Origin of the sequence: Streptomyces sp. NBC_00464 (assembly GCF_036013915.1) — a bacterium.
GTDB lineage: Bacteria > Actinomycetota > Actinomycetes > Streptomycetales > Streptomycetaceae > Streptomyces.
In genome coordinates, this window is sequence record NZ_CP107899.1 from 4096246 (window position 1) to 4120213 (window position 23968).

The 23968-nt window shown below is 70.8% G+C and carries 20 protein-coding genes; 13 read left to right on the forward strand and 7 right to left on the reverse strand.

Translation table 11 applies throughout. The features are described from left to right. Positions 1-139: 139 nt before the first annotated feature. The 7 genes from OG912_RS18490 (at position 140) to OG912_RS18520 (ending at position 7351) form a co-directional block, all read left to right on the forward strand. Positions 140-988 carry a tryptophan 2,3-dioxygenase family protein gene (locus OG912_RS18490; RefSeq protein ID WP_327710317.1) on the forward strand — a complete coding sequence of 283 codons (849 nt, stop codon included), beginning with the start codon at positions 140-142 and terminating at the stop codon, positions 986-988. Continuing rightward, positions 981-2186 carry a kynureninase gene (kynU, locus tag OG912_RS18495; RefSeq protein ID WP_327710318.1) on the forward strand — a complete coding sequence of 402 codons (1206 nt, stop codon included), beginning with the start codon at positions 981-983 and terminating at the stop codon, positions 2184-2186. Before OG912_RS18490 ends, kynU begins: the two co-directional genes overlap by 8 nt. Before the next feature lie 114 nt (positions 2187-2300). Beyond that, positions 2301-2933: an SUKH-4 family immunity protein gene (locus OG912_RS18500; RefSeq protein ID WP_327710319.1), complete on the forward strand. Its 633-nt coding sequence runs from the start codon at positions 2301-2303 to the stop codon at positions 2931-2933. 98 nt (positions 2934-3031) lie between these two features. Then, entirely contained in the window at positions 3032-3907 is an 876-nt protein-coding gene (locus OG912_RS18505) for an alpha/beta hydrolase family protein (protein WP_327710320.1), read from the forward strand. A gap of 108 nt (positions 3908-4015) precedes the next feature. Then, on the forward strand, positions 4016-5320 hold the full coding sequence (locus tag OG912_RS18510; RefSeq protein ID WP_327710321.1) for a sensor histidine kinase: 1305 nt from the start codon (positions 4016-4018) through the stop codon (positions 5318-5320). Beyond that, a complete protein-coding gene (locus OG912_RS18515; RefSeq protein ID WP_327710322.1) occupies positions 5317-5994 on the forward strand; it encodes a response regulator transcription factor in 678 nt (225 codons plus the stop codon). The genes OG912_RS18510 and OG912_RS18515 overlap by 4 nt, the downstream gene beginning before the upstream one ends. Before the next feature lie 121 nt (positions 5995-6115). Continuing rightward, positions 6116-7351: a cytochrome P450 gene (locus OG912_RS18520; RefSeq protein ID WP_327710323.1), complete on the forward strand. Its 1236-nt coding sequence runs from the start codon at positions 6116-6118 to the stop codon at positions 7349-7351. A 65-nt stretch (positions 7352-7416) separates the two neighbouring features. Here OG912_RS18520 and OG912_RS18525 read toward each other — a convergent pair whose 3' ends face one another. Next, positions 7417-9045 (reverse strand): ABC transporter permease, encoded by a 1629-nt coding sequence (locus OG912_RS18525; protein ID WP_327710324.1) that lies wholly within the window; start codon positions 9043-9045, stop codon positions 7417-7419. After that, entirely contained in the window at positions 9042-9980 is a 939-nt protein-coding gene (locus OG912_RS18530) for an ABC transporter ATP-binding protein (protein ID WP_327710325.1), read from the reverse strand. Before OG912_RS18530 ends, OG912_RS18525 begins: the two co-directional genes overlap by 4 nt. A gap of 126 nt (positions 9981-10106) precedes the next feature. Between OG912_RS18530 and OG912_RS18535 the strand changes: the two genes are divergently transcribed. Then, complete coding sequence (locus OG912_RS18535) at positions 10107-10646, forward strand: GbsR/MarR family transcriptional regulator (protein WP_327710326.1); 540 nt, start codon at positions 10107-10109, stop codon at positions 10644-10646. Between the two features lie 128 nt (positions 10647-10774). Here the strand turns inward: OG912_RS18535 and OG912_RS18540 are convergent, their stop codons facing one another. Continuing rightward, entirely contained in the window at positions 10775-11635 is an 861-nt protein-coding gene (locus OG912_RS18540; protein WP_327710327.1) for a diacylglycerol kinase, read from the reverse strand. 186 nt (positions 11636-11821) lie between these two features. Here OG912_RS18540 and OG912_RS18545 point away from each other — a divergent pair, with 186 nt between their 5' ends. Beyond that, positions 11822-13105 carry an adenylosuccinate synthase gene (locus OG912_RS18545; RefSeq protein ID WP_327710328.1) on the forward strand — a complete coding sequence of 428 codons (1284 nt, stop codon included), beginning with the start codon at positions 11822-11824 and terminating at the stop codon, positions 13103-13105. Between the two features lie 63 nt (positions 13106-13168). Here the strand turns inward: OG912_RS18545 and OG912_RS18550 are convergent, their stop codons facing one another. After that, positions 13169-14704, reverse strand: coding sequence for a substrate-binding domain-containing protein (locus OG912_RS18550; RefSeq protein WP_327710329.1), 1536 nt, complete (start codon positions 14702-14704; stop codon positions 13169-13171). 239 nt (positions 14705-14943) lie between these two features. On the opposite strand from OG912_RS18550, the gene OG912_RS18555 reads away from it, so the two are divergent. Beyond that, positions 14944-15822, forward strand: a complete 879-nt coding sequence (locus tag OG912_RS18555) for a glycoside hydrolase family 19 protein (RefSeq protein WP_327713469.1) — start codon at positions 14944-14946, stop codon at positions 15820-15822. 132 nt (positions 15823-15954) lie between these two features. Next, positions 15955-16848 (forward strand): glycoside hydrolase family 19 protein, encoded by an 894-nt coding sequence (locus OG912_RS18560; protein ID WP_327710330.1) that lies wholly within the window; start codon positions 15955-15957, stop codon positions 16846-16848. Between the two features lie 93 nt (positions 16849-16941). Here OG912_RS18560 and OG912_RS18565 read toward each other — a convergent pair whose 3' ends face one another. Continuing rightward, the gene (locus OG912_RS18565; protein ID WP_327713470.1) at positions 16942-18396 is read right to left on the reverse strand and encodes a helix-turn-helix domain-containing protein; all 1455 of its coding nucleotides are present in this window, start codon (positions 18394-18396) and stop codon (positions 16942-16944) included. 349 nt (positions 18397-18745) lie between these two features. Between OG912_RS18565 and dnaN the strand changes: the two genes are divergently transcribed. Continuing rightward, on the forward strand, positions 18746-19870 hold the full coding sequence (gene dnaN / locus OG912_RS18570; protein WP_327710331.1) for a DNA polymerase III subunit beta: 1125 nt from the start codon (positions 18746-18748) through the stop codon (positions 19868-19870). 115 nt (positions 19871-19985) lie between these two features. On the opposite strand, the gene OG912_RS18575 is transcribed toward dnaN, so the two are convergent. Both OG912_RS18575 and tnpA read right to left on the reverse strand, forming a co-directional pair. Next, the gene (locus tag OG912_RS18575) at positions 19986-21971 is read right to left on the reverse strand and encodes an Ig-like domain repeat protein (protein ID WP_327710332.1); all 1986 of its coding nucleotides are present in this window, start codon (positions 21969-21971) and stop codon (positions 19986-19988) included. 281 nt (positions 21972-22252) lie between these two features. Next, a complete protein-coding gene (tnpA, locus tag OG912_RS18580) occupies positions 22253-22669 on the reverse strand; it encodes an IS200/IS605 family transposase (RefSeq protein ID WP_327710333.1) in 417 nt (138 codons plus the stop codon). A gap of 26 nt (positions 22670-22695) precedes the next feature. Here tnpA and OG912_RS18585 point away from each other — a divergent pair, with 26 nt between their 5' ends. Continuing rightward, positions 22696-23913 carry an RNA-guided endonuclease InsQ/TnpB family protein gene (locus OG912_RS18585; protein ID WP_327710334.1) on the forward strand — a complete coding sequence of 406 codons (1218 nt, stop codon included), beginning with the start codon at positions 22696-22698 and terminating at the stop codon, positions 23911-23913. Positions 23914-23968: the final 55 nt, after the last annotated feature.

Genomic DNA, 23968 nt, shown 5'->3' on the forward strand with positions numbered 1-23968 from the left:
GCCCCGTGGACGATCACCGTCCGCGGGGCCTCTGCCGTTCCAGGGAGAGGTCGTTAGGATGCGGGCAGGGGACCGGAGCTCCACCACCTCACCGGTGGGGGCGGACCGCTACCCGGAAGCTCGTGTCGAGGAGACAGCGATGTCGACGATTCACCCCGACCCCGAAGCCACCGGTGCGCAGACCCCGCACCTCGACTTCGCGGGAACGACTCCGTACGAGGACTATGTCCAGGCGGATGTCCTGACCCACCTCCAGCACCTCCGCTCGGACGACCCCGGCGAGATGGTCTTCCTGGTCACCACCCAGGTCATGGAGCTGTGGTTCACCGTCATCGTCCATGAGTGGGAGACCGCGGCACACGCCCTGCGCCAGGACCGGCTGAGCGTCGCACGCGACGCGCTGAAGCGGTCCGTGCGGGAGCTGGAGGCGCTCAACGCGTCCTGGACGCCGCTCGCCCAGCTCACCCCCGCCCAGTTCAACTCCTACCGGTCCGCGCTCGGCGAGGGCTCCGGTTTCCAGTCGGCGATGTACCGGCGGATGGAGTTCCTGCTCGGCGACAAGTCCGCCTCCATGCTCGTGCCGCACCGGGGTGCGCCCCGCGTCCACGCCGAACTGGAGAAGGCACTGGCCGAGCCGGGTCTGTACGACGAGACGCTCGCCCTCCTCGCCCGGCGCGGCCACGCCGTGCCCGAGGCCGTGCTCGGCCGCGACCTCACGCGGAAGTACGAGCCGTCGCCCGAGGTCGAGGCGGTCTGGGCGGAGATATACGCCAACCCGGACCAGCACGACGAGCTGGTCCGCCTCGGCGAGGCGCTCACCGACGTCGGCGAGCTCGTGTGGCGCTGGCGCAACGATCACCTCGTCGCGACCCGGCGGGCCATGGGATCCAAGACCGGGACGGGCGGTTCCGCCGGGGTCGCCTGGCTGGAGAAGCGCGCCACGAAGAACGTGTTCCCCGAGCTCTGGACGGCCCGCAGCCATGTCTGACCTTCAGGAGCGCGCACAGGCGCTCGACGCAGCGGACGAACTGGCACCCCTGCGGAAGCTGTTCACCCTCGACGACACCGTCTACCTGGACGGCAACTCGCTCGGCGCGCTGCCCCGCCATGTGCCCGCCCGGCTGCAGGAGGTCCTCACCCGCGAGTGGGGCGAGCTGCGCATCCGGTCCTGGGACGAGAGCGGCTGGTGGACCGCGCCGGAGCGGATCGGCGACCGCATCGCGCCGATCGTCGGGGCGGGCGCCGGACAGATCGTCGTCGGCGACTCGACGAGCGTGAACGTCTTCAAGGCCGTCGTCGCCGCGACCCGGCTGGCCCCCGAGGGCCGCGACGAGATCCTGGTCGACGCCGCCACGTTCCCCACCGACGGGTACATCGCCACGTCGGCGGCCCGGATGACCGGTCACCGGATCGTCCCGGTCGCCCCCGCCGACGTGCCGGACGCGCTCGGCCCGCGTACCGCCGCCGTGCTGCTCAACCACGTCGACTACCGCTCCGGCCGGCTCCACGACCTGCCCGGACTCACCGCAGCCGTGCACAACGCGGGCGCGGTCGCCGTCTGGGACCTGTGCCACAGCGCGGGCGCGCTGCCCGTCGGCCTGGACGAGCACGGGGTGGACCTGGCGGTCGGCTGCACGTACAAGTACCTCAACGGCGGCCCCGGTTCGCCCGCGTACCTGTACGTCGCCGAGCGCCATCAGGCGGCCTTCGACTCGCCCCTGCCCGGGTGGACGTCGCACGCCGACCCGTTCGCGATGACGCCCGGGTACGCCCCCGCCGACGGTGCCGTACGCGGCCGGGTCGGGACGCCCGACATCCTGTCCATGCTGGCGCTGGAGGCGTCCCTCGACGTCTGGGACGGGGTCGGGATCGAGGCGGTCCGGGCCAAGTCCCTGGCGCTGACGGACTTCTTCCTGGAATGCGTCGACGCGTACGCCCCCGCGGGCCGGGTCACCTCGGCCACCCCGGCCGCCCACGCGGAACGCGGCAGCCAGGTCGCGCTGCGGTGCGAGGACGCCGAACCCGTGATGGGTGCACTCATCCCGCGCGGTGTCGTCGGGGACCTTCGGCGGCCGGATGTGCTGCGGTTCGGCTTCACACCGCTGTACGTCGGTTTCGCCGACGCGGAACGTGCGGCGCGGGTCCTCGCGGACGTGTTGACCGGTACGGCCGCTCCGGCGGCGTAGGCTGCCGGGTCCGTCCGGCGACCGGCTCGCCCCGGTCGCCGGACGGACCCCTGTCCTGCCGAGAGGGCGACAGAATGGGTGCAACGACAGCCGACGGGCAGGGAGTCGCGCCAGATGCTTTTCGATATCGGCGGCGACGGCGACGACGGGCGCGACCGCTCCCGCCACATCCGGGCCTCGCGCGAGGTCCTCGCCGACGTGGTGAACCGTCCGGAGGACCTCCGGGCACTGTGCGACATCGGCTTTCCGCAGCGCCCCTTCTACCTGGCCCCCGTCCTTGTCGCGGACGGCTGTGCGGTCGAGGCGGGCCGCCCGATCGTGGACCTCGATGACGAGGTGGTGATCATCGAGGAGGAGTTCGGCAACATCCTGCTCTTCGGCGCGGTTCAGGGCTGGTACCTCTTCCTCGGCCTCGACGACGGCACGGTGCACGCCATCCCCGACGAGCTGGAGCTCTTCGACGGGGACCTGCGCCCGGTCCACACGGACCTCTCCTCGCTCCGCCACCTGCTGGAACTGCTGCACCGGCGCGTGCTGAAGGTGGACCGCGAGCGCACCGGCGGCGACCGGAGCGCGCCTTACGCCGAGCTCGACCGCTTCGCCGACGGAATCCAGGCCGAGTTCGCACGTGTCGACCCGGTTGCCTTCTCCGAGGAGGAGTCCAGAGAGAGCCCCTGGGTCTACTTCTTCGGTGACCTCCGGGGCGGTCTGTACGGCACGTACTACTCCCGGCCCGGTCGGCCCTGACGCCGGATCACCTGCCGCGGCGAAGAGGACGCCTCCGTACTGATACCGTCCCCGCAGGTCAAGCCAGTTGGGCATGTCACAGGGACGGTTGGAGCAGCATGTCGGATTCTGCCGCGCGTGATCAGGACGCAGCCGAGACCGAGGCGGCGTTCTCGCATCCGGTGGTCGCCCCCGATGTTTCCGCCGCCTACGGCAGCCACCCGGACCAGGTGATCGACTTCTACGCCCCGCGCGACGGGCGCGCCGGTGCGCCCGTCGTGGTCGTCCTGCACGGCGGGGCGTGGCGGGCACCTTACGACCGGCTCCACATGTCGCCGTTCGCGGACTTCCTGGCCAGGCGCGGCTTCGCCGTCGCCAGCGTCGAGTACCGGCGCGGCAGCGAGCTCCCGCAGCAGCGGGGCTCCGGCCCCGTCGCGGGCCGCTGGCCGGAGACCTTCGACGACGTCGCGGCGGCGATGGACGCGCTGCCGGAGCTGCTGGCGCGGCACATGCCCGCGGCGGACGCCCGCCGGATCGTCGTCACCGGGCACTCCGCGGGCGGGCAGCTGGCTCTGTGGGCCGGCGCCCGGCACGTCCTGCCGGAGGGTTCGCCGTGGCGGCTGCCGCGCCCGCCCGCGCTGCGCGGTGTGGTGGCCCTGGCCCCGATCGCGGACTTCGCCTCGGCTGTCGCCCTGGACGTGTGCTCGGGCGCGATCGGGCAGTTCCTCGGGCGGGAGGAGGACTTCGCCGAACGCGGTGCGCAGGCCGACCCGGCGCTGCTGCTGCCCACCGGCATCGCGACCGCGGTCGTGCAGGGCACCACCGACCTCACCGTCCCGCAGGCCGTCTCGGAGGCGTTCGTCGACGCGGCGGCGAAGGAGGGCGAGATGGTGGGGCTGACGCTGCTGCCGGGCGTCGGACACTTCCCGCTGATCGATCCGACGGCCGACGCCTGCGCCGTGGTCGCCGAGGAGATCGCCCAGCTGGCCTGGTGAAACCCGCGGGCCGGCAGATCCGGGGACCCGGGTAGTACTTGCGACGGACGGCTGAGGATCCGTATCGGTGCTGACGACCCGGGACGCCGCGCCCCCTACCGTGGAAACGTGACCAAGACCAAGACCAGAAGCCCGGAGCTCCGGGTGGCCGCAGGGGCGATAGCCGGCCTGCGCCAGGACCTCATCCACGACGCGTTCGCCTATCGTCCGCTGGCGCGGATGCGGACCGACGGGCTGCTGACCCGGCGGCTTTCGGCGGGACTCCGGGCGCGGGCCGCGTGGACTCCGCACGCGGTGGTCCTGGCGGCCGCGCTGATCGCCTTCGTGGCAGGGTTCTCCCGAACCGGCAACGCCGGCGTCCTCGTGTCGGGGCTGCTGCCCGCCGCCTGCATCGGGATGACGCTGGTCAGGCCGGTCGGGGCGTTCTGGATGTCGATGGCGCTCATCCCGGTGACCATGGTCGTCGGCGGCATCGACGGGCCGTGGGGGCCCAGTACCTTCTTCGCGCACCTGGTGGTGCTGTCCGTCGTCGCGGCGAGGACCGGGCCGCGCACCGCGGCCTGGATGTGGGGCCTGACCGTGCTGGTCGGCACGCTCCTGGAGAACGCCGCAGGGTGGGACTTCGTGGGGTCCACCGCGGCCATGGCGGTGACCTCCGCGTTCGCGCTGCTGCTGGTGAGCCTGGTGCAGGTCCGCCGGGAGGCGGAGCGCGAGGTCACCGTGCAGCGCACCGTCACCGCCGTCGAGCGCGACCGGCGCACGCTGCTGGAGGAGCGCACCACCATCGCCCGTGAGCTGCACGATGTGGTCGCCCACCACATGTCGGTCGTCGCGATCCAGGCCGAGGCCGCCCCCTACCGGGTCCAGAATCCGCCGCCCGAGCTGGAACAGGCCTTCGTCACCATCCGGGAGAACGCCGTCGCGGCCCTCACCGAACTGCGCCGGGTCCTCGGCGTCGTACGGGCCGAGGACTACGAGGCGCCGGACGCCCCGCAGCCCACCCTGGCCGAGCTGGACGGGCTCCTCGCCAACGTCGGCGAGGCCGGGCTGCCGGCGGAGAAGACCGTGACCGGTGCGGTGCGGGAACTGCCCCAGGGCGTCGAACTGTCGGCGTACCGGATCATTCAGGAAGCCCTCAGCAACAGCCTGCGGCACGCACCGGGCGCCACCGCCAAGGTCGAGATCGGCTATGTGCTGGGCGGGCTCGGGCTGCGCGTCGTCAACGGTCCGCCGACCGGTCCGGTGAAGCCCTCGCCCGGCGCCGGGCACGGGATCACGGGCATGCGGGAGAGGGTGGCGATGCTGAACGGTGAGATGACGGCCGAGCCGACCACGGAAGGCGGTTACGAGGTCACCGCCTTCATCCCCGTGCAGGCCGCGCCGTCCGACGCGCCCGCCAAGGAGCAGCCATGACCACGCCCGCCGCCGCGCCGATCCGGGTGCTGATCGTCGACGACCAGATGATGGTCCGCGAGGGCTTCTCGGTCCTCCTCAACGCGATGCCGGGCATCGAGGTCGTCGGCGAGGCGGTCAACGGGCGCCAGGCCGTCGCCCAGGTCGCGGCGCTCCGGCCCGACGTGGTGCTGATGGACATCCGGATGCCGGAGCTCAACGGCATCGAGGCGACCCGTGAGATCGTCGCCGCCGACGCGGATGCGAAGGTGCTGGTGCTCACCACCTTCGACCTCGACGAGTACGTCTACCAGGCGCTGCGCGCCGGTGCTTCCGGCTTCCTCCTCAAGGACGCCTCGGCCCGCCAACTCGCTGACGGTGTGCGCGTGGTGGCGTCCGGTGAGGCGCTTCTCGCCCCCACGGTCACCCGGCGCCTGATCACGGAGTTCTCCAAGCTCGCGGCGGCCCCGCGGCCACCGGCTCTCGCCCAGATCGGCGATCTCACGGAGCGCGAGACGGAGGTGCTCGTCCTGATCGCCCAGGGCCTGTCGAACGCGGAGATCGCCTCGCACCTGGTGGTCGCCGAGTCCACCATCAAGACCCATGTGAGCCGCATCCTGGTCAAGCTGGGCCTGCGCGACCGTACGCAGGCGGCCGTCTTCGCCTACGAGGCCCGGCTGGTCACGCCGTCGTGAGGCGGGGCGTGCGGTGGCGAGGCGGGCCTGTGCTGCGGTGAGGCGGGGCGCTGCCGTGCGAACGGAGCCGCGGACCGGGGCAGGGCTGGCTCGGGCGCGGGTGGCCGGTTAGCGTCTGTCCATGGACCAGCCCACGCCCTCCGCCCCCGGCCCCGAGGCCCCGTTCGACCCCTGGTCGGCGGCGTTCGTCGCCGACCCGTACCCCGCCTACGCCGAGCTGCGTGCCACCGGCCGGGCGCACTATTTCGAGCCGACCCGCCAGTGGCTCGTCCCGCACTACGCCGACGTGTCGGCACTGCTGCGCGACCGGCGGCTGGGCCGCACTTATCTGCACCGGTTCACGCACGAGGAGTTCGGCCGGACGCCGCCGCCCGCCGCGCACGAGCCGTTCGAGACGCTCAACGGGCAGGGGCTGCTGGACCTTGAGGCGCCGGACCACACACGGATCCGCCGGCTCGTCTCCAAGGCGTTCACCCCGCGCACCGTCGAACAGCTCCTTCCGACCGTTCAGCGACTGGCCACCGGACTCGTCGACGACTTCGTCGCCCAGGGCGGGGGCGATCTGCTGACGGCGGTCGCGGAGCCGCTGCCGGTCGCCGTGATCGCCGAGATGCTCGGCATCCCGGAGTCCGACCGTGCGCCGCTGCGGCCCTGGTCGGCGGCGATCTGCGGAATGTTCGAGCTCAACCCGTCCGAGGAGACCGCCCGCGCCGCCGTCCGCGCCTCCCTCGACTTCTCGGCGTATCTGCGCGAGCTGATCGCGCAGCGGCGAGGCAACCCGGGTACGGATCTCATCTCCGCGCTCATCGCCGCCCATGACGAGGGCGAGCGGCTGACCGAGCAGGAGATGGTCTCCACGTGCGTACTGCTGCTGAACGCGGGACACGAGGCGACCGTCAACACCACGGTGAACGGCTGGTGGACGCTGCTGCGCCACCCGGAACAGCTGGCCGCCCTGCGGGCGGACCACGGGCTGCTGCCGACCGCGGTGGAGGAGCTGATGCGGTACGACACCCCGTTGCAGATGTTCGAGCGCTGGGTGCTCGACGACATCGAGATCGACGGCACGGTCATTCCGCGTGGCTCGGAGGTGGCCCTGCTCTTCGGCTCGGCCAACCGCGACCCGGCCCGCTTCGCCGACCCGGACACGCTGGACCTCGCCCGGCAGGAGAACCCGCACATCACCTTCGGCGCGGGCATCCACTTCTGTCTCGGGGCCCCGCTGGCCCGTGCCGAACTGGCTGCCTCCTTCGGTGAGTTGCTGCGCAAGGCGCCGGGCATGCGGCTGGTCGCGGAGCCGGAGTGGAACCCGGGCTATGTGATCAGGGGCGTGAAGGAACTGCGCGTCGAGCTCTGACGGGGGAGGGGCCAGGGCGGCCTGCGGGCCGCCCTGGCCCCTATCTCCTTCCCCGGGCCGGCGCCTCAGCCGCTCAGCATGTCCCGCCGCCGCACCGCCAGGCCGCCCGCCACCAGCACCACCGCGACCGCGGTGAGCAGCACCACCGGCCCCCACTCCATGCCTGCCGCCCCCGGGAGCTTCGGCAGGTGCGTGAACGGCGATATGTCCATCACGGGCTCCGGCAGATCCAGGGCGGGGCCGATCCAGCCCAGCGCCAGGCAGAGCCCGACCAGCCCCCAGCCCGCGGCGGCGGCCTTCGGCAGCGCCCCGTACAGCAGGACCGTCACCCCGCCCAGCAGCCAGACTGCGGGCAGCTGCACCAGCGAGGCGCCGAGCACGGCGGGGAGTTCGTGCCCGTAGCCCACCGCCAGGCCGAGGCCGCCGACCGTCATGATCAGGGCCGCGCCGCCGAAGGCGATGAGCAGATGGCCGGCCGCCCAGCCGATCCGGCCGACCCCGGCCGCGAGCACCGGTTCCGCGCGCCCGGCAGTCTCCTCGCCGTGCAGTCGCAGCACCGAGGAGACGATGTACAGCGCGGCCACCGTGCCGAGCACGGAGACCATCGAGGCGAGGAAGGCATCGGTCAGACCGGACTGCCCGCCCATCCGCTCGAAGATCTCCTTGGTCTTCTCGTTCTCCCCGACGAGATCGGCCGCGCCGCCGGTCAGCCCGCCGAAGACGACGCCGACCACGGCGAACGACAACGTCCACCCCAGGAGCGCCCCGCGCTGGAGGCGCACCGCGAGGCCCAGGGCGGTGGAGATCCGGCCCCGGGCGGGTCCCGGTCGCGTCGCCAGGAAGCTCATGCCGACGTCGCGGCGCCCGGTCAGCGCGTACGCCACGGCGCACTGCACGGCCACGGCGCCGGCGATCACGAGGAGCACCCACCACCGCTCGGCGGCGTACGGCCGGACGCTCGTAGCCCAGCCGAGAGGGGAGAGCCGGGTGAGGACGGACGAGCCGTCGTCCGTCGCGGAGTCGCCCGCCGCCTTCAGGACGAACGCGGCGCCGATCACCGCCGCCGTCAGCCCCTTCGCGAGCCGCGCGCTCTCGGTGAACTGTGCGGCGATCGCCGCGGTGCAGGCGAACAGCGCTCCGACCCCGGCGACGGACAGCGCGAGTGCCACCGCTCCGGCTCCGCCCGCCCCCGATCCGGCCATCCCCGCCACGATCATCAGGGCGAGTGCGGCGTTGGCGATCAGCGCGGCGAGCAGTGCCGCGGTGAGCGGGGCCCGGCGGCCCACCATGGCGGAGGACAGCATCTCCTGACGGCCGGTCTCCTCTTCCTCCCGGGTGTGGCGCACGACGACGACCAGGCTCATCACCGCGGCCAGCGCGGCGCCGAAGGCGATCATGCGCCAGCTGACCAGCGCACCGACGGAGTCGCCGAACACGGGCCCGTACATCGCGCGCAGCGAGCTGTTGCCGTTCATCGAAGCGGCGAGCTCGGCACGGCTCCCGGCCGTGTCGTAGAGCGAGGAGATGGACGTCCCGACGGAGGAGAACGAGCCGCCGAGCACGATCACCCAGAGCGGCATGATGATCCGGTCGCGCCGCAGGGCGAGCCTCAGCAGGGCCCAGGTCCCGGCGAGCTGTCCGGTCCCGGCCCGGCGCCCGGTGCCGGCCGTCGCGGTCATGGTCAGGGCAGTCATCGCGCCGTCACCCCCGCGCCCTGCTCCGCGCTTTGTCCGCCATCCTGCTCCGCGTCCGCCGTGTAGTGCCGCAGGAAGAGCTCCTCCAGGGTGGGCGGCGTGCTGGTCAGGGACCGGACCCCGGAAGCGGAGAGCGACTTGAGGACGGCGTCCAGCTGATCCGTGTCGACCTGGAGCGTGACCCGACGCCCCTGGATGTCGAGGTCGTGCACCCCGGGCAGCCCGGCCAGTCCGTTGGGCTCGGCGGCCAGCTCGGCGGTGATGTTCGTACGCGTCAGATGGCGCATGCCGGCCAGTGAGCCGGTCTCCACGGTCCGCCCCTGCCGGATGATGCTGACCCGGTCGCAGAGCGACTCGACCTCGCTGAGGATGTGGCTGGAGAGCAGGACCGTCCGCCCGCGGTCGCGCTCCTCCGCGACGCAGCTCTGGAAGACCTCCTCCATCAGCGGGTCGAGCCCGCTGGTCGGTTCGTCCAGGATCAGCAGGTCCACATCGGAGGCGAACGCGGCGACCAGGGCCACCTTCTGCCGGTTGCCCTTCGAGTACGTCCGCCCCTTCTTCGTCGGGTCGAGCTCGAACCGGTCGACGAGGTCGGCACGCCGGGCGTCGTCGAGACCGCCGCGCAGCCGCCCGTACAGATCGATCACCTCGCCGCCGGAGAGGTTGCGCCACAGGGTGACGTCACCGGGGACGTAGGCCACCCGGCGGTGCAGGCCCACCGCATCGCGCCACGGGTCGCGGCCGAGCAGCTGGGCGGCGCCGGAGTCGGCCCGCAGCAGGCCCAGCAGGACCCGGATGGTGGTGGACTTCCCGGACCCGTTGGGCCCGAGGAAGCCATGGACCTCACCGGATTCGACGGTCAGGTCGAGCCCGTCCAACGCATGCGTCCGGCCGAAGGACTTGTGCAGTCCGGCCACGGTGATTGCCTTCGTCATGATTTTGAACGTACGCTACTTTCACAAATTTGTGAAGTTAAGGAAGCGTATAAAGTTGGAGGCATGGCGAGGGCCGGGGAATCGAGCCGGGGAATCAAACCGGGAACCAGGGGAGAAGACGGGTCGATGAGCAGCGAATCCGGAGAAGGCGCACGCGAGGTACGGGACGGGCGTGACCCGGAGGCGGTCGCGCGGTTCGTCGAGCGGTTCGCGTCCGAGATGACCGAGGCCGGGATGCAGCGGATGGCGTCCCGCGTCTTCGCCGCGCTCCTCGCGGACGACGACGCCTCCATGACCTCGGCCGAACTCGCCCTGGCCCTGCAGATCAGCCCCGCTGCCGTGTCCGGCGCGATCAACTACCTCACCCAGGTCAGCATGGTCGGCCGCGAACGTGAACCGGGCTCACGCCGCGACCGCTACCGCCTGCACAACGAGATCTGGTACACCACGTTCGCCAGTCGCGACCGGGTGCTCACCCGCTGGGAACAGACCCTCAGGGACGGGGCGCGCACGCTGGGGGAGCACACGCCGGCGGGCGCCCGGATCGCCGAGACGGCGGCGTTCTTCGAGTTCATGCAGTCGGAGCTGGGCGCCATGATGGACCGCTGGGAGGCCCACCGGAAAACCCTCGACCTCCCGACGGCCGACGGGTCCGCGAAGGCCTGACGGCGTCCGTCACCGACCCGGGCACGCCTGACGGCGCGCAGCGCCCCGGGCACGCCTGACGGCATCCGCCATCACGGGCCCGGCGCTGGGAGGGCTACTCGCCGTCACGGGCACCGGCACCGCGAGGGCTACTCCGCCACCACCGGCAGCATCAGCCCCCAGGCCCCCGCCCGCACCGTCCACGTCCGGGTCCGCACCGGACCGCCGACCTGTATGTCCGCCCGGTAGCGGAAGTCCGCGCCGGAGACCGTGACGGCTTTGGCCTCCGTGGTCACCGGATCCCCGTCCGGCGCGTGGATCGTCACCTCGGCGAGGCCGCCGCCGTCGCCGCAGCCCGAGGTCACCGTCACCGATTCGACCGGGCGGTCCAGATCGTTCAGCACGACACCGTCCGCCTCGACGCGCAGCCGGTGCGTGGCCGGCGCGGCAGCCGGCTCCGAGGGCGCGGGGCGCACCAGGGTGCGGACCAGGGAGCGGCAGGTGTCCCAGACCGCGGTGACGCCCGCGCGGTCCGACCGCGTGCCCGGGGCACCGCTCAGGGGCGGGATGCGCAGCGCGCCCAGGACGACGCCGTCGCTGTCGTCGACCAGCAGGTCCAGCCGGCGCACCGCCCCGTCCAGCGCCGTGCGCGCCGCCGCCACCGCGCCCTTCGGCACGCCGAGCGAATGCGCGAGTTCCAGCGCCGCAGCGGCGCCGACCGGGACGAGCGAAAGGGCGCTCATGGCTGGTTCTCGCTCCCGGTGGAGCAGGGTCACCGCGCGCCGCAGCGCCCGGTCGTCGCCTATCACCACCGGCCTTCGGGCACCCCGGCGGGACAGGGCCCGGGCGAACTCCTCGGGCCCGTCGGGGAGGCAGATCTTGGCGTGCGAACCGGCGCTCAACACGTCCTTTGCGATCCGGACGGACTCGCCGTCCATGCGGCGGGCAACCGGATCGATCACCACCAGCAGATGGGGCGCACCGTTACCGGGGGGCTGGGCAGCCGACACCTCGGTCCTTCCTCGGGTAGCATCTTGGTGCAAGAGCCCCTTGCGCTATTGCGCCAGGGGCTTCGTCTATTCCGGGGCACCCGGTTCGACGGTTCAGGCCTTGTCGTACAACGTCGTACGGCATGTACGACGTTTACGTACGCCCCCTGACCTTGGACATGCCCCGCCCGGAAGGGGTGTACGCCTGTGCCCGCACTTGTGCTGCTCGGTGCTCAGTGGGGTGACGAGGGCAAGGGGAAGGCCACCGACCTCCTCGGTGGATCCGTGGACTATGTGGTGCGCTACCAAGGCGGCAACAACGCCGGCCACACGGTGGTCGTCGGTGACCAGAAGTACGCACTTCATCTCCTCCCCTCCGGAATCCTGTCACCGGGGTGTACCCCGGTCATCGGTAACGGTGTCGTCGTCGACCCTGCGGTCCTGCTCTCCGAGCTGAGTGGGTTGAATGACCGCGGCGTGGACACGTCCAAGCTGCTGATCAGCGGTAACGCTCATTTGATCACCCCGTACAACGTCACGGTCGACAAGGTGACGGAACGGTTCCTCGGCAAGCGCAAGATCGGCACGACCGGCCGCGGTATCGGCCCGACGTACGCCGACAAGATCAACCGGGTCGGCATCCGCGTCCAGGACCTCTACGACGAGTCGATCCTGGAGCAGAAGGTCGAGGCGGCCCTGGAGCAGAAGAACCAGCTTCTGGCCAAGGTCTTCAACCGGCGCGCCATCGAGGCCGGCAAGGTCGTCGAGGACATGCTCCAGTACGCGGAGCAGATCAGGCCCTTCGTCGCCGACACGACGCTGATCCTGAACAACGCCATCGACGAGGGCAAGGTCGTCCTCTTCGAGGGCGGTCAGGGCACGCTGCTCGACGTCGACCACGGCACGTACCCCTTCGTCACCTCGTCGAACCCGACCGCGGGCGGCGCCTGCACCGGTTCCGGCGTGGGCCCGACGAAGATCAGCCGGGTCATCGGCATCCTCAAGGCGTACACCACGCGCGTCGGTGCCGGTCCGTTCCCGACGGAGCTGCTCGACGAGGACGGCGAGGCGCTGCGCAGGATCGGTGGCGAGCGCGGTGTCACCACCGGCCGTGACCGCCGCTGCGGCTGGTTCGACGCCCCGATCGCGCGGTACGCGACCCGGGTCAACGGCCTCACCGACTTCTTCCTCACCAAGCTGGACGTGCTGACCGGCTGGGAGCAGATCCCGGTGTGTGTGGCGTACGAGATCGACGGCAAGCGCGTCGAGGAGCTCCCGTACAACCAGACCGACTTCCACCACGCGAAGCCGATCTACGAGAAGCTGCCGGGCTGGTCCGAGGACATCACCAAGGCGAAGACCTTCGCCGACCTGCCGAAGAACGCGCAGGCGTACGTCAAGGCGCTGGAAGAGATGTCCGGCGCCCCGATCTCCGCCATCGGTGTCGGCCCCGGCCGCACCGAGACCATCGAGATCAACTCGTTCCTGTAGGCATACGGGAGCGGAGGAGGGCCGGGGCGGCACCAGCGCCCCGGCCCTCCGGCATGTCCGGGCTCAGTCCTCCCCGCAGATCCGCAGCCCTTCCGGAGTCGCGCACGGCAGATGGCCGTGGGTGCGGATGACGTCCTGCCCGCTGCCCCGGCTGAGGTAGGAGAGGAAGCCGGAGGCCAGCGAGTCGGCGGGCGGGCTGCCGTAGGTGTACGCGTACTCGATCTCCCGGTACGGATAGGTGCTCGTGCCGATCGTGTCGACGGACGGGGCGGCGCCGTCGATGGCGATCTGGTGCGCACCGGCCGGTTTGGTCCCCGTGCGCAGTTCGCTGTAGCCGATCGCGCCGTCGAGCCGGCCGACCTCGGTCAGGACCTGGTCGGTGGAGTCGAGTTCGCAGCGGATGACCGGGGCCTCGGGGTCGTCCTTCGTGGTGCAGTCGCGGGAGGACTGGGCCGGTTCGTTGCGGCCCAGGACGCGGCGCTGGAACACCTCGCGGGTACCGGAGTTGGCGTCCCGGCTGACCAGGAGGACGGGCAGGTCGGGGCCGCCGAGTTGTTTCCAGTTGCGGATGTCGCCGCGGTAGACGGCGCGGATGGTGCCGGTGGTCAGGTTCTTCAGCGGGACCTTGTCGTTGACGACCAGGCGGAAGAGCGAGACGGCGACGCGGTTCTCGCGCAGTTGCGGGAAGCCGCTCGGCTTGGGGCCGTCGGAGAGGGCCACGAGGGCGGGCGAGCCGGACTTCCCGGCCTTTGCGCCCCGTTCGGCCAGTTCTCTTATCCCGGCGGTGCTGCCGTGCGCGTCGACGGTGATCGTGGCGCCCTCGCACGCCCTGCCGTACTTCTCCGCCAGTTCGTCGAGGACGGGCTCGAAGGCGGTGGAGCCGGTCACGGTCAGCTCGCCGCGGGCGCAGCCGATCGGGGGCGGGGTGTCGTCCCGGACCAGGATGATGGAGGCCAGGGTGATGACGCAGACCGTCAGTGCCACGGTGATGAACCGGGCGGCCCGGCCGAACAGCGGGGGCTTCTCGTCCGGGCGGGCGGCGGTGTTCGGCCGCACCTCGCCGTCCCGGATGCCGCCGGTGATCCGGACGGGGCTGCCCACGCGTGAACCGGTGAGCAGGACCAGGAGTTTGAAGTGCTCGCCGCGGTTGAGCGGGACGCGCGGCAGCCGGATCAGGGAACCGCTGCCGCGGAGGCCCTCGGACGGGGTGAAGTGGTCCATGAGGTGGTCGGCGCCCGGGGAGTGGGTGACGGCGATGCCCCGGACCCGGCGTTCGGTGAACTCGACGACGAGTCCGTGGAGTTGTCCGTCCGGTCCGGTGTAGTCGCCGCGGTCGATGGACTGCGAGCCGTCGTTCTCGATGCGCAGCAGGACGAGGGTGGCGTCGGCCATGTCCGGGGTCTCGTCGAAGAGGCCGAGCCGCACGTTGGCCCGCGCCTGACTGACCTCGCTGCCGATGGGGGTGTCCATCTGCACCCGGTAGCCGATGCGTTTGCGGCGAGGGACGCGGCGCTCGTACCAGAGCACGCCCACGGAGGCGAGGACGCCCAGCACCGCGGTGAGTACGGCAACGATGTTCTCGGCGCTGAACCACTCCACGGCCCGTTCCCCCTCGGTTGCCGGACGTCTGTACGAGTGCGGGTCACCGTATGTGCCGTGGGGTGCGGGCGGCGGTGAGTACCTGCTCCCGTCGCCAGGTGTTCGCCCGCCGTTCGGCGACGAGGGCGCGACGATTGGTCCAGACCTTGACAGGTCCAGACCAATCGGGGTTGGGTGTCGGGATGCCCGGACGGTACGCCTGAGCCTGTCCGGGGCGCCTGTCGAAGGAGTGAGCAGCGCTGAACCGCATCAAGAGCCTTCTGACCGCACTGGGCGCCGTCGTCGCGACGGCGGCCTTCCTTCCTGCCCCCGCGAACGCCGCCGCACCCGTTGCCTCGGTCGCGTGTGCACCCCTCTGGAGCTCTTCGACCGCCTACGCGGCCGGCGGCACCGTCGCGCATCACGGCCGCAACTGGACGGCCAAGTGGTGGACGCAGAACGAGAATCCGGGGGCCACCACCGTCTGGTCCGACCGCGGCGCCTGTACGGGCGGGGTCTCCGACTTCGTCATCAGCGAGGCGGAGTTCGACGAGATCTTCCCGGACCGAGACCCCTTCTACACGTACCAGGGCCTGATCGACGCCCTGCACGCCTACCCGCGCTTCGCGAACACCGGAACCGAGGCGACCAGGAGCCGGGAGGCCGCCGCGTTCCTGACGCATGCCGACTTCGAATCGGTCGGCCTGCAGTACGTGAAGGAGATCAACGAGGCCAACTACTGGATCAAGTGCGACTACAGCCGGCCGTTCGGCTGCCCGGCCGGGCAGTCCGCGTACTACGGGCGCGGCCCGATCATGTTCAGCTGGAACTTCAACTACAAGGCCGCGGGCGACGCGCTCGGCCTCGATCTGCTGAACAACCCGTGGCTGGTGGAGCAGGATCCCTCGGTCGCCTGGCAGACCGCGCTCTGGTACTGGAACACCCAGAACGGCCCCGGGACCATGACCTCGCACGACGCCATGGTCGGCGGCGCGGGCTTCGGTGAGACGATCCGCTCGCTCAACGGCTCGCTGGAATGCAATGGCGGCAACCCCGCCTCGGTTCAGGCGCGGGTCGCCAAGTATGAGCGGATCACCGGCATCATCGGCACGAACCCCGGTTCCCGTCTTACCTGTTGACACGCGCGGGGGCGAAGGCTTCCTTATTAAGGTCTAGACCTTGACAGGTCCAGACCAACAACGCTTGAGTGTCGTCACCCCCCATGGCGGCGCACCGATGAGCTCGGTGCGCCGCGTCGAAGGAGTGATCACATGATCAAACGCATCATGGGCCTGCTCGCCGCGCTGGTCGCGGTCGTCGCGACGGTCGTCATCCTCCCCGCCACCACCGCCTCGGCGGCCGAGTGCGCGGCTGCCTGGAACTCCTCCTCCGTCTATACGGGCGGCGGCGCCGCCTCGTACAACGGGCACAACTGGACCGCCAAATGGTGGACCCAGAACGAGACCCCCGGCAGCTCCGACGTCTGGGCCGACCAGGGCAGTTGTGGAGGCGGCGGTACGGATCCGGGTGACCCGGGCTCCTCCGACGGCTTCGTCGTCAGCGAGGCGCAGTTCAACCAGATGTTCCCGGGCCGCAATTCCTTCTACACGTACAGCGGTCTGACCGCCGCCCTGAGCGCCTACCCGGGCTTCGCCAACACCGGCAGCGACACGGTGAAGAAGCAGGAGGCCGCGGCCTTCCTCGCCAACGTCAGTCATGAGACGGGCGGCCTGGTGTACGTGGTCGAGCAGAACACGGCCAACTACCCCCACTACTGCGACACCAGCCAGTCCTACGGCTGTCCGGCGGGCACGGCCGCGTACTACGGCCGTGGGCCGATCCAGCTCAGCTGGAACTTCAACTACAAGGCGGCCGGTGACGCGCTCGGCATCGACCTGCTGGGCAACCCCTACCTGGTCGAGCAGAACGCGTCCGTGGCCTGGAAGACCGGCCTCTGGTACTGGAACACCCAGAACGGCCCCGGCACCATGACGGCCCACAACGCCATGGTGAACGGCGCCGGCTTCGGCGAGACGATCCGCTCCATCAACGGCTCCCTGGAGTGCAACGGCGGCAACCCCGCCCAGGTCCAGAGCCGCATCGACAAGTACCAGGCCTTCGTGCAGATTCTCGGCACCACGGCCGGCTCGAACCTCAGCTGCTGACCGCTGAACTCCCCTGGAACGGGGGGTGTGTCGGGCCCGACGGCCCGGCGCACCCCCCGTTGCGGTCATCCGTCATCCGTCGTCCGTCATGCGTCATGCGTCGTCCGCGAGGTCCAGCGCCCGGAACGCCAGCCACAGGTCGTAGCGGGCGCTGGGCGTCCGCAGGAGTGAGCGCTGGAGTACGGTCTCCAGCCGGGTCAGCCGTTTGCGCGCCCCGGGCACGGAGATGCCCAGCGCCGCGGCGGCCGGGCCGAGTTGGGCCTCGCGTGCCAGCCAGGTGCGGAGTGTGGTGTACGGATCCGCACCCGGCTCGCCGAGCGGCCGCAGCTGCTGCATCGCCCACGAACGGACCGCCGGCAGGCGCAGGATCTCGTCCAGCGAGCGCACGGGCTCCGGCGCGGCCCCGGCCGGCCGGGCGGGCCGGGGCAGGGCGGGTGTGGCGCGGATGCGCAGGGCAAGGTCGAGCGCGGACTGGTCGGCGACCTTGTTCAGGTCCAGCTCCAGCAGCTCGCCGATCAGCCGCAGCCGCGCGGCCAGGGTGTTGCGGTGGATCTTCAGGTGGTCGGTCGCGTGCGAGGAGAACGCGAGCCAGGAGGCCAGCGTCGCCGCGAGTTCCTGGCTGCCCGGGTCCTGGCCGCGCCGCGGCAGATGGGCGAGCAGCGGGGCCAGCAGCGCGTCCGCCCACCGGGCGCCCTCGGCGCCGGCCACCAGGGCGGGTTCGGGCGCCGAGCCGAAGTGGGCGTACCGCTCCGGAAGGCCGCGGGCGACGGCGAGCGCGTGGAACGCCTGGCGGTACGCGGTCGCCGTGTCGGCCAGCGTCACGTCCTCGCTGACGCCGACGACGCAGTCGTCCACCACCGAGGCGACCTGCTGACCGAGCCGCCCGTCCGCCTGCCCGGGTGCCGCCGGGACGATGAGGATCAGATGGCGGGCGTACACCGGGCACCGCACGATCCAGGACCGCCCCCCGGAGAGGTCCGCGCAGACGCGGGCCACCTCGTCGCGGTCGCGGCCCCGGCACTCGACGACGCAGACCCGGACCGGGTCCGGCAGGCTGGGTTTCAGGGCGCCCGCCACCTGGTGAGCGATCGACAGCTGGCCGGTCATCAGTAGATGCAGCACCGCCTCCCGGCCGCGGGACTCCGCCAGATCGACGCGACGGCGTTTGCGTTCGACGGTCTCGGCCGCCCAGCACATGGCCAGCGGCAGGGCCGCGTCGGCGAGGAGCGTGGGCAGCCCCTCGGGCAGCGGGCGCCGGCCGACCACGGCGAGTACGGGCGCACGGACGTCGGGCGGCGCGTCCAGGGAGAACAGCAGGGCGGTGTGCGCCCCCTTTTCGAGGGAGAAGGAGCGGGCTCCGAGTGCGGTCAGCTCCTTGGCGCACTCGGTCGCGAGGGCGGCCGATGCGGCGCTCGCCGGATCGGGGACCCGGGCCACCCCGTGCAGGACGGTGCCGTCGCTGCCGAGCAGCCCCGCCCAGCCGTCCGCACGCCCCGACAGCCAGCGCAGCAGCTCCTGCGAGCCGCCCGACCGGGCCAGTCCGTGCATGCGCATGACGTCGTCCGCCCGCCTCGGTGCGTGCACCTTCGCGTCGCCCCCGTCCCCTGCCACCGGTGTTCCCGCCAAAAACCGGAGTGCAGCGTACCGGTTCGGCTGTGCGAACTGATACCTCTGCCCGAACACACCGTGCGAACTGATTCTTTCCCTCGTCTGCCCCGCGGCCTAGAGTCCGAACGCGGTTGCGGGCCTTTCGGGGGAGAGGCACGGGGGACGACGGCAGCGGCTCACGGGGGTGGCCGCTGTCGTCGGCCGCAGCCGCCTTCTTCGTGGCGTTGTCAGTGGTGCCCCTTAGCGTCGGAGACCGGAGACGGTCGGCGCACGAGGAGAGGTCACCACCATGGAGTTCCGGATCGAACGCGGCGAGCTCGCGGACGCGGTGGCCTGGGCGGCCCGGGTGCTGCCGACGCGGTCACCCGTTCCCGTGCTGGGCGGTCTGCTGCTGGAGGCGGCGGACGGCACGCTCTGCATTTCCGGCCTCGATTACGAGGCGTCCGCCCGCATCGAGGTACCGGCCGAGATCGTGCGGCCCGGCAAGGTGCTGGTCATGGGCCGCCGGCTGCTGGATGTGTGCCGGGTGTTGCCCGAGGGGGCGGTGGAGTGTGGGGTCGAGGGATCCCGGTTCACCGTGACGGGCAGCGGTGCCGGTTTCGGTCTGTCGGTGCTGCCGCTCGACGACTATCCGGCCCTGCCGCCGCTGCCCGGGGTGCTCGGGGCGGTGGACGGCCAGGAGTTCGCGGATGCGGTCGCCGATGTGTCGGTGGCGGCGGGCCGGGACGACACCCTGCCGACGCTCACCGGGATCCGGCTGGGGCTCGACGGGGACCGGATGACCCTGGCGGCCACGGACCGGTACCGCTTCGCGGTCCGCAGGCTGGCGTGGAAGCCCGCGGCGGCGGACGTCTCGGCCGATGTCGTCGTCTCGGCCCGCCGGCTCTCCGAGATCGCCCGCTCCTTCGGCCGGGCGGGCATGGTCAGCCTGGCGCTGGACAGCGGTTCGGCCGGCTTCGAGCTGGGCGGCATGCGGACCACGGTCCGGCTCCTGGACGGCCGACTGCCGCGCCACGACAAGCTGTTCGCGCTGGCGGACCCGGTCACGGCGGTGACCGAGCGCGAGCCGCTGGTGGAGGCCGTGAAGCGGGTCTCGGTGGTGGCGGACGGGGACAGCCCGCTCCAGTTCGCCTTCGTCGGCGACTCGGTGCTGCTCCAGGCCGGTTACGAGGACGATGTGGCATCCCAGCGACTGCCCGCCGAACTGACGGGGGCCCATGAGCTGACGGTCGCGTTCAACCCGTCGTATCTGATGGACGCGCTGTCCACGTTCGACACCCCGGTCGTCCGGTTCCAGCTGATGGGGCCCGGCCAGCGCGCCATGGTCACCGGGCATACGGACCGGGAGGCGGCGGCGGGCCCCCAGGAGCCGTCGCACCAACACCTGCTCATGTCGGTCAAGCCGCTGATGTAGGGGGCGGCCTCTTCCGCGCGGGCGGACGGCCGCGACCGCGGGGCCGGCCGAGTCGCGACACGACTGCGGGGCCGGGCTGTGTACGCCCGGCCCCGCAGTCGTTCGGCCTGCCTGGTTACTTGGTGAAGTAGAAGTACTTCCAGGCGCCGTGCGTCGTCGAGTTCACGTTGTCGCCCGACGCGTCGTTCACGTACGAGGCGCGGACACGCATCCGGTAACCCGTCTCATGCGTGCCGGTCAGCGTCACGATCGAGCCGGCGGTGCCGAGCGGGAAGTACTGCGAGCCCGCGTCGTACCACTTGCCCCCGTAGTAGAGCTCCAGCGAGAGCAGGTGGCTGCGGTTCTTGTAGTACGTCATCTTCGTGGTGAAGACCGGGTTGGTCGTCTTGTGGAAGTACGCGTACGAGGTGGAGCCGATCTTGACCGTCTTGTACTGCTTGGAGATGGTGGTCGAGACCGCCACCTTGGCGTACGCCGTGGAGGTGACCGTCTTGGGTGCGTAGCGGGCGTCACCCTTGAAGACGGCGGTGACGGTGGTGTCCCGCGTCATGTCGACCGTGGTGGACAGATTGCCCTTGGAGTCGACCGTGCCGGTCTTCGCCAGCTGCTTGGGCCTGTCATGTCCGAACGGATCCACCCACAGCTCGACGGCGCGGTTCTTGTACGTCGTGCCGAGGTGCGCCGTGAACGACACATCGGTGCCGTACGCGTACAGCCCCTTGTTGCGGTTCAGGGTCAGCGAGGAGGCCGCCCGGGAGACGGCGACCTTGTCGCTGCCCGACCCGGGGGAGTGGGTGGCGTCACCCGCGTACGACACCTTGTACGTGACCGTGCTGCCCGCGGGCGGCGTGTCGATGAAGTGGAACGCACCGTCCGGCTTCAGCTCCACCGGGGGCAGGACCTTGCCCGCGGGCGACTCCAGGTCGGTACGCGTCACCGTGGCCGTGGCACCCGCGGCGAACGGGGCGTTCGACTCCGCCCTGCCGGTGACCATGAGCTTCTTGCCGCGCTTCGTCTTCTCCGGGGCGTCGACCGTGACCGTGGTGACGGACCGGTTGGGGTCGGTGAGCACGCGCAGCGAGCGGTCACCGTAACTGTTCACGGTGACGGCGAACAGCCGGCTGGTGTCGGGCGCCCAGGCCAGGCCGGCCGGATCCAGGGTGTCCGCACCGCTGGAGTTCCCGGTGTTGGGGAAGTCGTACGTCCGGACCGGCTTGGCGGTGACGCCCTGCTTGTACACGTAGACATCCGGCTCGTACCAGCCGTCGATGCCGGCGGCGACCGTCCCGTCCGGGGCGATGTCGACAGCGTTGGGGTACGCGTCGGACGGGTACGAGATGTCGGGCGTGAGGTCGGAGGTCCGGTAGGCCTGGTGGTTGTACGGAGAGCCGCTGGCCACCACGAGCTGTGTGCCGTCCGGGCTCAGCGCGAGATCGCGCAGATTGGCCCCGGTGAACGTGGACGCGGTCCGCGTGGCCGTACCGGAGGACACGTCGTACGTGTCCAGTTCCGTCGGGCTCTGGCTCTCGACGCCGACTGCCAGCACGCCGGGTGCGCCGGGAGTGGAGGCCAGGGTCGGCGCCAGGTACCAGGTGCCGGCCGTCTCCTGGTCCACGTTCACGACCGGCTCGGGGCCGGTCAGGTCGAGCGAACCGATGTGGCCGGCGCCGGTCGGTCCGTATCCGAACCAGAGCTTGCCGCCCGCGAGCGCCGGGTACTTCGGGCCCGTGCCGATGCCGGTGTCGTACCGGGCCGACTCCGTGAGCGCCGCGGTGTCGATCGCGACGATGGCGTCGGCGCCCGGGACCGCGGCGTACACCGTGCCGGAATCGGCGGACAGGTCGAGCCCGGTCACTCCGGGAAGCGACGGGAGCGTCGCGACGAGCGCACCGTCGTAGTCGGTGACGAGGACCTTGCCGCCGGTCGGGTCGCTGATGAAGACGCGCTTGTGCACGCCGTCCGTGACGATGTCGCCGACGGATGCGGCAGGAAGAATCTTGCTGGAGTCGGCGGCGGCCGGGTTCGCCGCACCGCCGACCAGCACTACTGAGCTGAAGAGGACCGCGAGCGAGGTCGCGGTGGAGATTCTTCGCGTACGCATGATGATGACTTCTACCCCCACGGTGAAGGGGCCGCGTGACACCCGTAGACGGGACCGGGGTGCGGCCGAGGACCGTAGGGTATGCCATGAGCTTCACAGTAAGTGCACAATTCCCGGCCGGATGCGGCCGGTAACCGGCCGTCCGGACGGACCGGAGCCCGGCCGGCCCCGCCATGGCGATCCGGCGGCTGCCGTCGCTGCGGTGCTACCGGGACTAATCGCAATGCACCGGGCTTTATCCCGGTGGTGAAGCGATTCTCGGAACTGCTCTGACCCGCAGGTCACAGCGGACGATTCTGCTGCTCGATGTACTGACGGACGATCGACAGCGGGGCCCCGCCGACCGACCCGGCGAAGTACGAGCCGGACCACAGCCGTTGCGCCCGCCAGTAGTGCCGGACGAGTTCCGGGTGCTCCTGGCGGAGCCTGCGCGAGCTGACGCCCTTGAGGCTGTTGACCAGCTTGGACAGGGCTACCTTCGGTGGAAAGTTCACGAGCAAGTGCACGTGGTTGTTCTCGCCGTTGAACTCGACGATCTCGCACTCGAAGTCCTTCGCGACGTCCCGCATGATCTCTTCCATCCGGCGAAGGTGGGCGTCGGTGAAGACCTTGTGACGGAACTTCGTCACGAAAACCAAGTGGGCATGGAGGGCGAAAGTGCAGTGCCTGCCAGTACGGATGTTCTGATACTCAGCCATAGACCAATTGTCGTACGCTGATCATCATGCAGCTCAGGTACGCCTTCCGGATGTACCCGAACGGTCCGCAGCGCTCAGCGCTGGCCAGGGCGTTCGGGTGCTCGCGGGTGGTCTATAACGATGCGCTTCGCGCTCGTGAGACCGCCCGCATGGAAGGGCTGCCGTTCGTCACCTCGGCCGAGTTGTCGAAGCAGGTCACAGCGGCGAAGAAGGCCGGGGAACGGGCCTGGCTCAGCGAAGTCTCCGCCGTCGTACTCCAGCAGTCCCTTCGTGACCTGGACACCGCCTACCGGTACTTCTTCGACGGCCTCAAGGGCAAGCGCCCTCGCATGGGTGCACCCCGGTTCAAGAGCCGCAAGGACAACCGCCAGGCCGTACGGTTCACCGCCAACGCCCGCTGGAAGATCACGAACGGCGGCGGCCTGTCGTTGTCAAAGATCGGCGATGTCCGGGTGAAGTGGTCGCGCACGCTGCCGTCTGTTCCGTCCACGGTGACCGTGATCAAGGATGCCGCCGGCCGGTACTTCTGCTCGTTCGTGGTCGAGACCGGGACGGACGACACGTTGCCCGAGGTGGCCGGTCAGGCCGGTATCGACCTGGGGCTGACGCACTTCGCGATCCTCTCGGACGGCACGAAGATCGACAGCCCCCGCTTCTTGCGCCGGGCCGAGAAGAAGCTGAAGCGGGAACAGCGGCGCCTGTCCCGCAAGGCCAAGGGATCCAACAACCGCACGAAGGCCCGTATCAAGGTCGCCCGCGCTCACGCACGGGTGGCCGATGCGCGGCGCGAGTTCCATCACCAGCTCTCCACGAAGCTGATCCGCGAAAACCAAGCGGTCGCAGTGGAAGACCTGGCGGTCAAGGGGCTCGCCCGCACACGCATGGCCAAGTCCATCCATGATGCCGGATGGTCTGCATTCCTGACGATGCTGGAGTACAAGGCTGCCCGGTACGGGCGCACCCTCGTACGCATCGGACGCTTCGAGCCGACGTCTCAGGTGTGCTCGCAGTGCGGCGTCAAGGACGGCCCCAAGCCGCTGCACATCCGCGAGTGGGAGTGCTCGGCGTGCGGGGCCGTCCTCGACCGGGACATCAACGCGGCGGTCAACGTCGCCAAGGCTGCCGGACTGGCAGTGTCAGCCTGTCGAGCGCGGGTAAGACCGGGACTTGTCCCGGCGCAGCGCGAAGAAGCAGGAACCCGCCGAGACGGTCAGCCGACCGTGGTAGGAATCTCCTCCCTTTAGGGAGGGGAGCGGAAGTCAACTCCCGTACACCGCAGTCCTCACCGCGGTGGCCGTC